This is a genomic window from Streptomyces sp. CBMA152 (genome assembly GCF_014596475.1).
Classification (GTDB): domain Bacteria; phylum Actinomycetota; class Actinomycetes; order Streptomycetales; family Streptomycetaceae; genus Streptomyces.
Genome location: NZ_MECJ01000029.1, coordinates 694438 through 706459, shown reverse-complemented (window position 1 = coordinate 706459; position 12022 = coordinate 694438). Strand labels below are relative to the sequence as shown.

The window sequence follows — 12022 nt, the reverse complement described above, 5'->3', positions numbered from 1 at the left end:
CCAAGGAGCCACTGTGCGTCTGCGATTACTCGTCCTCGCGGTAGGAAACTTCGCGATGGGCGTCGACACCTTCGTCATCGCGCCCATCCTCGACCCGATGGCCGACGACTTCGGCGTGGCCCGGACCACCGCCGGCTGGCTGATCACCGCGTTCGCGCTCGCGTACGCGATCGGCGGGCCGATGCTGGCCGCCGCGACCGGCCACCGCCCGCCCCGCCAGCTGCTGCTGGGCGCGCTCACCGTCTTCGCCATCGGCAACGCGCTCACCGCGGTCGCCGAGGGCTATACGTGGGCGATGCTCGGCCGTGTGGTGGCCGGAGCGGGCGCCTCCATGTACACCGCCAACTCCCTTGCCACCGCACGGGCGATGACCCCGCCGGAGCGCAGCGGGCGGGCCACCGCGCTGGTGGTCGGCGGGCTCACCGCGGCCATCGTGCTCGGGCTCCCGCTGGGCGCCTGGCTGGGCGACCAAGCCGGGTGGCGCGCCACGCTCTGGCTGGTGGTGGGTCTGACCGTGGTCGCCGCCGTCGGCATCGCGTCGACCATCCCCGATCTGCCGGGGCAGGCCGCGACGACCCTGCGCGCCCGGCTCGCGCCGCTCGGCCAGCCGAAGGTGCTGGTCACGCTGCTCGCCACCCTGCTGTGCCTGAGCACCAGCTGGACGGTCTACAACTACGTGGACCAGGTGATGGACCAGGCGACCGACGGCGACGCGGGCCGCACCTCGCTGATCCTGCTCTGCTTCGGCATCGGCGCGGTCTCGGGCAACCTCCTCACCGGGCGCCTGACCGACCGTATCGGCGCGGTACGCACGATCCGCTTCGGGGCGCCGCTGCTCGTGGTGGCCGCCACCCTCACCCCGCTGCTCGCCCGGAACATGGCCGCGGCCTTCGTGCTGGCCGCCGCGTGGGGCGTGTGCCACTGGATGATCAACGTGCCGCAGCAGCTGCGCACGGTGGCCGCGGCCCCGCAGTCCGCGCCGATGGTCCTCGGGCTGCACCAGAGCACGATCTACATCGGCATCAGCCTCGGCGGCGTGGCGGGTGCCTCCGGGTTCTCGCTCGGCGGCGCGCACGGCGTGGGCTACGCGGCGCTGACCGTCGGCGTGCTCGCCATGGGCATGCTCGCGCTCTCCCTGCGTATCAACAAGCCCGCCCCCGCCGAAGCACCGGCCCCGGCAGCACCGCAACCGGGTGCCTCCACCCAGGCTCCAACGACGATCTGAAATCCTGCTGTACGCGCTCCGCCCGGCTACCGCATTGGCCGGGCCGGACCGCCGCACCCGGAGGTCGGCCGCCACGACGGACCGGCTTCTTTTGGGGGGACGACAAGTGATGGTGCACCGCCGACGTGGGGAGGGGCTCAGCCCAATGCAGTCAGCGCGCGACCAAGAACCGTTCACCTTCCGAATACTGGGGCCGCTCGAAGTCGAGTGCGCGGGCCACAAGGTCCGCCTCGGCGGCTTCCGCCAACAGGCCCTGCTGGCCACGCTGTTACTCGAAGCGGACCGCGTGGTACCGATCGAACGGCTCCTGGAGGCCATCTGGGAGGACACCCCGCCCGCCTCCGCCAAGGGGCAGGTGAGGATCTGCGTCTCCGCCATCCGCCGTCAGTTCGTGGGCGGCGGCATCGGGGACATCATCGAGACCCATCCCGCCGGATACCGCATCCGGCTGCCGCACACCGCCCTCGACCTGGCCCGCTTCGAGCACCTTGCGGGCCTTGGCCGCAGGGCCGCCCGGGACGGGCATCCCGAGCAGGCGGTGGACCTGTTCCGCTCGGCGCTCGCCCAGTGGAAGGGGCCGGTCGCGGCAGGGCTTGAGAGCCGGGTGCTGCGGCAGGCCGCGACGATGCTGCGGGAGGAGCAGCTCTCCGTCCTGGAGGAGTGCGTCGACCTGGAGTTGCAGATGGGCCGCCATCGCAAGGTGGTCGGGGAGCTGTACCGGCAGGTCGCCGAGAACCCGTATCGCGAGCAGATGTGCGCCCAGCTGATGCTGGCGCTGTACCGCTCCGGGCGGCAGGCGGACGCGCTGCGGCAGTTCCGGGAGACCCGCACGCTGCTCTCGGTGGAGCTGGGCATCGACCCGGGGGAATCTCTGCGCGCCCTGGAGCAGGCCATTCTGGTGGAGGATCCGTCCCTGGACGGCCCCCGCCGGCCGGCGGCGCCGGCCCCGGTCCGCCCGTCCTCGGTCGCCTCGCTCTCGCTGGTCCGCCAGCCTTCGCTGCGTACGCTCAAGAGCGCGCGCAGCGAGCAGTCCGGGGCGATCCGCACCCGCCTGAAGAGCCTCCAGCAGTCCAACCTCCGGCTCCAGGCGGCGCTGAGGCTGTCGCAGGCCTGACAACCGCGGTCCCGGGCCTGATATCCGCTGCCCCAGGCCTGGTCACCGCACCCTCCGAAGAATGCCCCGTGCCTCAAGGCGCGGGGCATTTCGCATGCGTTCGCGGCACGTTTCGTGTGCGTTATCGCGCCATGCGCATCGCGATATCCGCGTGAAACCTGGCCGATACCGGTCCACGGGAGCGTCTGCGGCGGTGGGGCCGGCACAGGACGGCACGGGGAACCAGGCAACGGCCTCGCCGAATCCGCAGGAAAGGACTGCTTCATGGTTCTCCCGAACGGCGCGGGCGGCGTCCCGCCGGTGGTGCACAAGTACGGCGGCAGCTCGCTCGCCTCGCTGGGGCAGGTCCGTGCCGTGGCCGAGCGCGTGGCGGCCGTATACGGCAGCGGACAGCCGGTGGCCGTCGTCGTCTCGGCCCGGGGCGACACCACCGACCAACTGCTCCGCCTCGCCCACTCGGTGGGGGCGGACGCGGGCGACCGCGAGACCGACCAGCTCCTCGCGACCGGAGAGAGCGCGTCGGCGGCCGTACTCGCCATGGCCCTGCACCACATCGGCGTCCCGGCCGTCTCCCTGGTCGGCGCGCAGACCGGCATCCTCGCGACCGGCGCGCACGGCCGCGGGGTGATCGTCGCCGTCGACACCGAGGCGATCAACGAGGTACTGGCCCAGGGAGCGGTGGCCGTGGTCGCCGGGTTCCAGGGGCTGACCGACCGACGCGATGTCATCACGCTGGGACGCGGCGGATCGGACACCACGGCGGTGGCCGTGGCGGCCGAACTCGGCGCCGCCCACTGCGAGATCTACACCGACGTCGACGGCGTCTTCACCGCCGACCCCCGCATCCTGCCCTCCGCTTCGATCCTGCCGGTCATCGACGTCGGCGTCATGGCCGAGATGTCGTTCGCCGGCGCGCAAGTCATGCACGCACGTGCCGTGGAACTAGCAGCGCTCCGGGGTGTGGACATCCATGTCCGGCACTCCGTACGGACCGGACCCGGAACCGTGATCGCTGCCAGGGAGGAGACGAAAAGCGACATGCTCGAATCACGCACGACCGTCACCGGAGTGGTGCTCGATTCCGACGTGGCCCGGGTGAACCTGCGCTTCGACGCGGGGGACGTGGACGCGGCGGCCGATGTCTTCGCGTTCCTCGCCGAGGAGTCCTTACCCGTCGACATGGCGGCGCTCTCCGACGAGAGCACCGGGGTCAGCATCGGCATCACCGTGCACACCGACGACGTGAAGCCGCTCCGCGATTTCCTCACCCGTCGCTCCGGACCCCCGGGCCGCCCGCTCGAATGCGACGCGAACATCACCAAGCTGTCCCTCGTCGGTACGGGACTGCTGAGCCGCCCCGACAGCACCGCCCGGCTGCTCACCTGCCTCAAGTCGGCCGCGATCGCGCCCAGTTCGGTCTCCGCGTCGCAGATGCGGATCTCGGTGACCGTCCCGGACGACGACGCCGTACGCGCGGCACAGGTACTGCACGACGAATTCGGTCTCGCCCAGCTCGACGCCGCACCCGGGTGCACCACACCCGTACCGGCCTGACCCCCACAGGGGAGGTTTCGATGATGTTGACCCATTCCTTCGCCCGGAAGCTGCGGCTGCGGCGGCTGCACCGCCACGGCGGCGAGCGGCTGCTGATCGTGCCGCTCGACCACTCGATCACCGACGGCCCGGTGACCGGCGGCAACCGGCTCGACCATCTGGTGGGCCAGCTCGCCGTGAACGGCGTGGACGCGGTGGTGCTGCACAAGGGCAGCCTGCGCTACATCGACTCGGCGCGGTTCGCCCGTACGTCGCTGATCGTGCACCTCAGTGCCAGCACCGTGCACGCCCCCGACCCGGACGAGAAGTACCTGGTCGCCAGCGTCGAGGAGTGCCTGCGGCTCGGCGCGGACGCGGTCAGCGTGCACGTCAACCTGGGCTCCGCCCAGGAGCGGCAGCAGATCGCGGACCTGGCGGCGGTGGGCGACGCCTGCGACCGCTGGAACGTTCCGCTGCTGGCCATGATGTATCCGCGCGGCCCGAAGATCACCAACCCCCGTGACCCGGCGCTGATCGCGCACGCGGCCTCGCTCGCCGCCGATCTGGGTGCCGACATCGTCAAGACCGTCTGCGCCGAGACCATCGGCGAGATGCGGGACATCACCAGTGCCTCGCCCGTCCCGCTCGTCGTGGTCGGCGGCCCCCGCGAGCCCGACGAGAAGCGCGTACTCGCCTACGTGGACGAGGCGCTGCGCGGCGGCGCGTCCGGGGTCGCGATGGGCCGCAACGTCTTCCTCGCGCCGGACCCCGGGGCCATGGCCGCCAAGGTGTCCCGCCTCATCCACCCCGCCGCGCGCCGCGAGGTGCCCGACGGCCACGTACCGGCGCCCAACGCGCCCGCCGATGACCGCACCGCCCCGTTGACCACCGTCTCTTAAGAGGAGTTCTCCCATGAAGATCAGCTGGCTCGACGCCCGTTCGCTCGGCGACGCCAAGGAGGCCATCCTCCAGGAGGCCCTGCACTACCGCCTCGAAGGCATCGTCGCCGAGGACCCCGCCGACTTCGCCGACCTGCCGCCGACCCTGACCAAGGTGCTGCTGCCGCGCAAGGAGCTGCCCGCCGAGTTCGGCGACGCCTCGGTGGTCATCGTGGACCCGGCCGTGCACGGCGTCACCCCGGCCGAACTCGCCCTGAAGTACCCGGACATCGAGTTCGGACGCTTCGTGGAGATCATCGACGCGCCCACTCTTGAGGACGCCTGCGAGTCGGCGCGCACCGAGAAGTGGAGCGTGCTGCTCTTCCGCGACCCCACCAAGATCCCGCTGGAGATCGTGATCGCGGCCGCCGCCCGCGCCAAGGGCAGCATGATCACGGTGGCCAAGGACGTGGAGGAGGCCGAGATCATCTTCGGCGTCCTGGAGCACGGCTCGGACGGCGTGATGATGGCGCCCGCGGCCGTGGGTGACGCGGCCAAGCTGAAGGCCGCCGCGACCGCCGACGTGCCCGACCTGGACCTGGTCGAGCTCACCGTCGAGAAGACCGAGCACATCGGCATGGGCGAGCGCGCCTGCGTCGACACCTGCACGTACTTCCGCGAGGACGAGGGCATCCTGGTCGGCTCGCACTCCAAGGGCATGATCCTGTGCGTCAGCGAGACGCATCCGCTGCCGTACATGCCGACGCGGCCGTTCCGGGTCAACGCGGGGGCGATCCACTCGTACACGCTGTCCAAGGACGAGCGGACCAACTACCTCAGTGAGCTGAAGGCGGGCAGCAAGGTCCTCGCCGTCGACATCAAGGGTCAGACGCGGCTCGTCACCGTCGGGCGGGTCAAGATCGAGTCCCGGCCGCTGATCTCCATCGACGCGGTTGCGCCCAACGGGCAGCGGGTGAATCTGATCCTTCAGGACGACTGGCATGTACGGGTCCTGGGCCCGGGCGGTGTGGTGCTCAACAGCACCGAGCTGAAGCCGGGTGACACCGTTCTCGGCTTCCTGCCGAGCGAGGACCGGCATGTCGGTTACCCGATCGACGAGTTCTGCCTGGAGAAGTAACAGCTCGTTCTTCGGCTGCGGGCCGGCCTGGGCTGGTCGCGCAGTTCCCCGCGCCCCTTTAGGGGCGCGGGGCCGTCCCCCACCGAAAGGTCGCCCTATGCTCAACCGTCGCGATGTCATCAAGCGCGGCGCCGTCGCCGCCACCGTAGTCACCGGGCTCTCGGGAGCCGCCGGGATCGCCGTGTACGGGACGGGGTCCGGTGATGCCGTCGCCGCCGCTCCCGTCGCCCACGGGGACGACCACACCGAGACCTACAAGGGCCGCACCATCCGGGTCACCCGGATGGGCAACGACCACGCCGTGTCCATAGACGGCAGGCCGCTGTCTCTGATGAAGCTCGGTGAGGGCGCCTATCTGAGCGCTCTGTGCCACTACGAGGTGGCGAAGACGCCGCTGCACGCCGCGCGAGCCGCCGTGGACGAGTTGCACGGCGCCAACCTCGTACCGCTCGGCGACGCCGCCTCCCACCACTCCATGTGATCCCGCGAGATTGAGGAACAAGGCCATGACGCACGTCCGCAGGAACCACCTGGACCTGTCGCGCAGCGAGCGGCGGCGGTTCATCAAGGCCGTCCTGGAGATCAAGCGGCGCGGGATCTACGACAGGTTCGTCAAGCTGCACGTCGACGTGAACTCGCAGGACTACCTGGACAAGGACACCGGCAAGCGGGTCGGCCACATCAACCCCGGCTTCTTCCCGTGGCACCGCCAGTACCTGATGGAGTACGAGAAGGAGCTGCGCCGGGTCGACCCGACGGTGACCCTGCCGTACTGGGACTGGACCATGGACCAGTCCAAGGACTCGCCGCTGTGGCAGGACGACTTCATGGGCGGCGACGGGCGTGCCGAGGACGGCATGGTGATGACCGGGCCGTTCGCCTACCCCAACGGGTGGGAGCTGAAGGTCAACGTGCAGCCCGAGGGCCCCGAGAGCCCGGCGCTGAACGGCCACTACACCGTGGACGACCGCAAGTTCCTGATCCGCCGCATCGGGCAGAAGCTGCCCACGCTGCCCTCGCCCGAGCAGCTGAAGCAGACCATGGACCTGCCGGTCTACGACTGCCCGCCGTGGAACTACACCTCCGGCAGCACACCCCCGTACAACAGCTTCAGAAACCACCTTGAGGGCTACACCAACTTCGCCTGGGAGCCCCCGGCCGGGAAGCTGCACGGCGCCGGGCACCAGTGGGTGGGCGGCCACATGATGTACATCTCCTCGCCCAACGACCCGGTGTTCTTCCTGCACCACTGCTTCATCGACAAGATCTGGGGCGACTGGCAGGCGCTGCACCCGGACGTGCCGCACTACCTGCCGCAGGAGCCGACTCCCGAGGTCGCCGACCCGAGCACACCGCTCTACCCCTGGCACACCAAGACGGTCGCCGAGGTCATCGACCACCGCCGTTTCTACACGTACGCCTGACGGCGAGAGAGGGGTCCCAGACATGTGCGGCATCGCAGGGTGGGTCGGCTACTCCCACGACGTGAGCGAGCACCAGGACAGCGCCCGGGCCATGACCGCCACCATGGTCTGCCGCGGGCCCGACGCGGGCGGGGTGTGGACCGACCGGCACGCGGCCCTCGGCCACCGCCGGCTGGCCGTCATCGACATCGAGGGCGGCCGCCAGCCGATGACCTCCGGGGAGAGCGGCACCCCGCAGGCGGTCATCACGTACAGCGGCGAGGTCTACAACTTCCCTGAATTGCGGCAGGAGTTGACCTCCCGGGGCCACCGCTTCCGTACCGCCAGCGACACCGAGGTGGTGCTGCGGGCCTATCTGGAGTGGGGCGAGTCCTTCGCGGAGCGCCTGAACGGCATGTTCGCGTTCGCCATCTGGGACACCCGCACCGAGGAACTGCTGCTGGTACGCGACCGGATGGGCGTCAAACCGCTCCTGTACTACCCGACCGACGACGGCGTGCTCTTCGGCTCGGAGCCGAAGGCGATCCTCGCGCATCCGCTCGCCGAGGCGGTCGTCGACGCCGAGGGCCTGCGCGAGGTGTTCGGGCTGACGATGACTCCTGAACACGCCGTGTTCCGGGGCATGTACGAGGTGCGGCCCGGCACCATGGTGCGCATCTCGCGGCGCGGGGTGCGGAAGATCCGGTACTGGCAGCTGGAGTCGCGCCCGCACACCGACGACCTCGACACCACCGTCGGGCATGTGCGCGAGCTGCTCGACGACATCGTGCGCCGCCAGCTGGTCTCCGACGTACCGCTGTGCTCGCTGCTGTCCGGCGGGCTGGACTCCAGCGCGGTCACCGCGCTCGCCGCCCGGGCGCTCGCCCCCGAGGGCAAGCGGATCCGCACCTTCTCCGTCGACTTCACCGGCCACGCCGAGCGGTTCGAGGCCAACGCGGTGTGGGAGGCGCCGGACGCGCCCTTCGTACGGGAGGCCGTCGCGCACATCGGCACCGACCACGAGGACATCGTCCTCGACAACGCCGAACTGCTCAGCCCCAAGGTGCGCGATAACGTGCTGCGCGCACTCGACCTGCCGACCGTCACCGGCGACATGGAGTACTCGCTCTACCTCCTCTTCCAGGCCGTGCGGGCCCGCTCGACGGTCGCCCTGTCCGGGGAGTCCGCCGATGAACTCTTCGGCGGCTACAGCCACTTCCACGACCCGGAGGCCGTCTCGGCGGCCACCTTCCCCTGGCATCTGCCCTACCGCCGGGCCGGCGGACAGGACGCGCTGCGCACCACGGGCCTGTGGGACCGGCTCGACCTCGGCGCCTACATCGACCAGCGCTACAAGGAGGCCCTGGCCGACGTCCCGGCCCTGCCGGGCGAGAGCCCGCAGGAGGCGCGGATGCGGGAGATCAGCCATCTGCACCTGACCCGGTTCGTCAACTTCCTGCTCGACCGCAAGGACCGGATCAGCATGGCGGTGGGCCTGGAGGTCCGGGTGCCGTTCTGCGACCACCGCCTGGTCGAGTACGTCTTCAACACCCCGTGGGCGATGAAGACGTTCGACGGCCGCGAGAAGAGCCTGCTGCGCGCGGCCACGCAGGACGTGCTGCCCGCCTCGATCGTGCAGCGCAAGAAGAGCCCGTACCCGTCCACCCAGGACATCGAGTACGAGCGCGCCCTGCGCGGGCGGATCGCGGACCTGGCGGCGGGCGACTCCCCCGTCCTGGACCTCGTCGACCCGGCCGGGCTGCGCCGCCTGCTGGAGAAGCCCGAGGGCTCGTACTCGATCGGCGGCCCCTACAGCGGGCGCGCCGTGATGGAGCGCATGGTCGACCTGGACACCTGGATCCGCGACTACGGCATCCGGTTCGTGCCCGAGGGCGGCTGAGGTGGCGAACCCCGCGATACGGCGGAGAACCGTGCTCGCCGCCACGGCGGGCGCGGCCCTCGTCGGAACACGGACAGCCGCCGCGACCGCGCCGAGCCCGGTGGTGGCGCACACCTCCGCCGGGCCGGTGGCGGGGGCGCGGACCGGCGAGACGGTGGCCTTCCGGGGGGTGCCGTACGCGCGCCCCCCGGTGGGGCCGCTCAGATTCGCCTCGCCCAGGCCGCCGCTGCCCTGGCGGCAGGTGCGCGACGCCACCCGGTTCGCGCCCGCGTTCACCCAGGTCCTCGACCCGGACAGCCGCGAGGACGCGCTCTACGCCAACGTCTGGACCCCCGACACCCACGGCCGCCGTCCGGTCCTCGTCTACATCCACGGCGGCGGCTGGCAGGTCGGCGCGGGCAGCCTGCCCACGTACGACGGCAGCAGGCTCGCAGCCCGCGGCGACCTCGTCGTCGTCACCTTCAACTACCGCCTGGGAGCGTTCGGTTTCGGCTACCACGAGGAGCTGACCGACGACGCCACCGGCGACTGCGCCAACTGGGCCCTCCAGGACCAGGCGGCCCTGCTGCGCTGGGTACGGGAGAACGCCGAGGCGTTCGGCGGCGACCCGCACAACATCACCCTCAGCGGCACCTCGGCGGGCGGCGCCTCGGCCTGGCAGCTGGCGCTGCGCGCGGATGTGCGCAGCATCGTCCGGCGGATCCTGCCGATCAGCGCCTGCCATGTCTGGGAGCCCGCCACCTCGCTGACGGTCCCGGATGCGCGTCGGGCGTACGAGGTGCTGGCGTCCCAACTCGGCACCTCGGTCAGGGGATTGCGCACGGTCCCCGCCGACGCGCTGCGCGCCGCCTGGAGCGCGCTCTTCGCGGGCGGCCCGGCCGGGCGCGCGCTGGGCAGCGGGCGCGAGTACCGGGGTCCGGTGGTCGACGGGCGCTGGATGCAAGGCTTCGACCACCAACTCCCCACGCCCGCGCTGCCAGTGCTCTCCATTCACACCCGTACGGAAGGCTCCTTCTACACCGGCCCCGGCTCGCCGATCCCCACCCCGGCCCCGACCGACGACGCCTCCTTGCGCGAGGCCGTGCGCGGGGTGCTGCTCAAGGGCGCTGCGGACGTGCCGGACTCGCTGGTGGACGGCTGCCTGGACGCTTACCGGGCGGCTGCGGTCGCCGACGGGCTGCCGCTGGATCCCGTGTCGTTGTGGACCGACGTATGGGGTGACGGCCTCTTCCGGTACCTCAACATCCGTTTCGCCGAGCGGCACGCCCGTACGGGGGCGGCGCCCGGGTATCTGATGGAGTTCGCGCACCCGGCCCGCGCGCCCTGGTTCGGCACCCCGCACGAACACACCTCGCCGTTCCTGTTCGGGACGTACGGGATCGCCGACAACGCCCCCGAGTGCGGGGCCGGACCCGGTGAGCGCGGGGTCGGCAACGCGTTCATGGACGCGGTGGCGTCCTTCGCCCGCACCGGGGACCCCGGGTGGCCGGTGTTCTCGCCGGACCGGCCGAGCACGCTGATCCTCGGCGAGCCGGACGGGCCCCGCGTCGCGCACCCCACCAAGTCCCGCCAGCTCCGCTTCTGGGACGACAGCGGCTGGGCGCCGCGCGTCGTCTGAGAGGTGGCGCCGCCTACCCGGCGGCACCCGAGGGAGTCGTCGCCCCCCGCAGCGACGACTCCCTCGGCATGAGCCGCGCCGGAATCATCTGCGCCACCTGGCCGGACGCGCCCTCGACCAGGTCCACCAGGGCCGACACCGCCGCCCGCGCCGTGCGATGCGGGGCGAGCGACACGGTGGAGACGGGCGGGGCGGTCGCCCCGTACGCCGGATCCTCGCTCGCGCACACCACGAGCAGGTCGCGCGGCACCTTGAGACCGCAGCGCGCCGCCGAGGCCAACACCCGGTGCCCGCACGGGTCGTAGAGCCCGTACACCGCGTCCGGGGAGTCACTCGCGCCCAGCAGCGCGTCCAGGGTGCGGCCCTCCCTGTCGGCGAAGTCCAGCGGCACCACCCGGGGCGGGTTGCCGTGCGCCGCGCACCACTCCTCGTACGCCGCGAGGCAGCTGCGCGTGTAGTGCTCCTCGCCGGGGCCCGCGACCAGCGCGATCCGGCGCGCGCCGCGCGAGGCGAGATGGTCCAGGACCTCGTACGTGGTGGCCCGGTGGTCGTTGTCCACCCATGCCTCGCGCGCGCCGAGCCGGTCCGGGCGGCCGTCGAAGACCAGCGGCAGCCCCCGCTCGCGCAGCACGCGGACGACGGGGTCGTCGGCCGGGCTGTCCAGGAGCACCACCCCGGCCACCGGCACGGTCCGCCACAGCGCCTCGGCGGGCCCGGCGGGCAGCGCGATCAGGGCGTACCCGCGCCGGTGGGCGGCAGCGGTCGCGGCGCTGATCGCGCGGGCGTAGAACGGGATGCCCGCGAAGTCCCAGGAGAGCGTCCCGTACGTGGTGACGGCGAGGCCGAGCGTACGGGGCGGGGGCTCGCCGTACCCGAGCGCGGCGGCGGTCGCGCGCACCCGCGCGCGCGTCGACTCGGCCATGCGGCCGGTGCCGTTGAGGGCGTTGGAGACGGTCGCGACGGACACCTCGGCCGCGCGGGCCACTTCGGCGAGGGTCACTCGGGGCACGGGGGTCAGCGTACGGAATCGGTTGGTGGAAGGGGAGTTCACGGAGGGAATCGGCTGTGTCGGTGTGCTGGTGGTTAAGGGATTAATCGCGGAGGGTCGGGTCCCAGCCGCAGGGGTCGGGGCGGGCAGCGCCCCGTCGCCGCAAGGTCCCGGGCGGTCGCCGCCCCGCCCGCCGCGGTCCGGGCGGACAGCACCCCCGCCCGC

At 71.7% G+C, this 12022-nt stretch carries 10 protein-coding genes; 9 read left to right on the top strand and 1 reads right to left on the bottom strand.

Translation table 11 applies throughout. The annotated features are described in order from the left end of the window. Positions 1–13: 13 nt before the first annotated feature. From BG418_RS30280 to BG418_RS30240, 9 genes are all read left to right on the top strand, one after another. Positions 14–1225 carry an MFS transporter gene (locus BG418_RS30280; RefSeq protein WP_188277161.1) on the top strand — a complete coding sequence of 404 codons (1212 nt, stop codon included), beginning with the start codon at positions 14–16 and terminating at the stop codon, positions 1223–1225. 145 nt (positions 1226–1370) lie between these two features. Further along, the gene (locus tag BG418_RS30275; RefSeq protein ID WP_188277160.1) at positions 1371–2339 is read left to right on the top strand and encodes an AfsR/SARP family transcriptional regulator; all 969 of its coding nucleotides are present in this window, start codon (positions 1371–1373) and stop codon (positions 2337–2339) included. A 264-nt stretch (positions 2340–2603) separates the two neighbouring features. Next, positions 2604–3893, top strand: a complete 1290-nt coding sequence (locus BG418_RS30270; protein WP_188277159.1) for an aspartate kinase — start codon at positions 2604–2606, stop codon at positions 3891–3893. Between the two features lie 20 nt (positions 3894–3913). Further along, positions 3914–4771 (top strand): 2-amino-3,7-dideoxy-D-threo-hept-6-ulosonate synthase, encoded by an 858-nt coding sequence (locus BG418_RS30265; RefSeq protein ID WP_399000843.1) that lies wholly within the window; start codon positions 3914–3916, stop codon positions 4769–4771. Positions 4772–4784: 13 nt separating this feature from the next. Beyond that, positions 4785–5888: a 3-amino-4-hydroxybenzoic acid synthase gene (gene griH / locus BG418_RS30260; protein ID WP_188277158.1), complete on the top strand. Its 1104-nt coding sequence runs from the start codon at positions 4785–4787 to the stop codon at positions 5886–5888. Positions 5889–5985: 97 nt separating this feature from the next. Continuing rightward, a complete protein-coding gene (locus tag BG418_RS30255) occupies positions 5986–6369 on the top strand; it encodes a tyrosinase family oxidase copper chaperone (RefSeq protein ID WP_188277157.1) in 384 nt (127 codons plus the stop codon). Positions 6370–6394: 25 nt separating this feature from the next. Then, positions 6395–7312, top strand: a complete 918-nt coding sequence (locus BG418_RS30250) for a tyrosinase family protein (protein ID WP_188277156.1) — start codon at positions 6395–6397, stop codon at positions 7310–7312. Between the two features lie 22 nt (positions 7313–7334). Continuing rightward, complete coding sequence (gene asnB, locus BG418_RS30245) at positions 7335–9191, top strand: asparagine synthase (glutamine-hydrolyzing) (protein ID WP_188277155.1); 1857 nt, start codon at positions 7335–7337, stop codon at positions 9189–9191. Positions 9192–9222: 31 nt separating this feature from the next. After that, positions 9223–10809, top strand: a complete 1587-nt coding sequence (locus BG418_RS30240) for a carboxylesterase/lipase family protein (RefSeq protein WP_188277154.1) — start codon at positions 9223–9225, stop codon at positions 10807–10809. Positions 10810–10822: 13 nt separating this feature from the next. Here the strand turns inward: BG418_RS30240 and BG418_RS30235 are convergent, their stop codons facing one another. Continuing rightward, positions 10823–11818 (bottom strand): LacI family DNA-binding transcriptional regulator, encoded by a 996-nt coding sequence (locus BG418_RS30235; RefSeq protein WP_317453802.1) that lies wholly within the window; start codon positions 11816–11818, stop codon positions 10823–10825. Between the last annotated feature and the right edge of the window lie 204 nt (positions 11819–12022).

What these genes read in the sequence shown, in the direction of transcription:
- BG418_RS30250 (WP_188277156.1), top strand. Translation starts at nt 6,395, where the DNA reads ATGACGCACGTCCGCAGGAACCACCTGGACCTGTCGCGCAGCGAGCGG.
- BG418_RS30265 (WP_399000843.1), top strand. Translation starts at nt 3,914, where the DNA reads ATGATGTTGACCCATTCCTTCGCCCGGAAGCTGCGGCTGCGGCGGCTG.
- BG418_RS30255 (WP_188277157.1), top strand. Translation starts at nt 5,986, where the DNA reads ATGCTCAACCGTCGCGATGTCATCAAGCGCGGCGCCGTCGCCGCCACC.
- griH (WP_188277158.1), top strand. Translation starts at nt 4,785, where the DNA reads ATGAAGATCAGCTGGCTCGACGCCCGTTCGCTCGGCGACGCCAAGGAG.
- BG418_RS30270 (WP_188277159.1), top strand. Translation starts at nt 2,604, where the DNA reads ATGGTTCTCCCGAACGGCGCGGGCGGCGTCCCGCCGGTGGTGCACAAG.
- BG418_RS30275 (WP_188277160.1), top strand. Translation starts at nt 1,371, where the DNA reads ATGCAGTCAGCGCGCGACCAAGAACCGTTCACCTTCCGAATACTGGGG.
- asnB (WP_188277155.1), top strand. Translation starts at nt 7,335, where the DNA reads ATGTGCGGCATCGCAGGGTGGGTCGGCTACTCCCACGACGTGAGCGAG.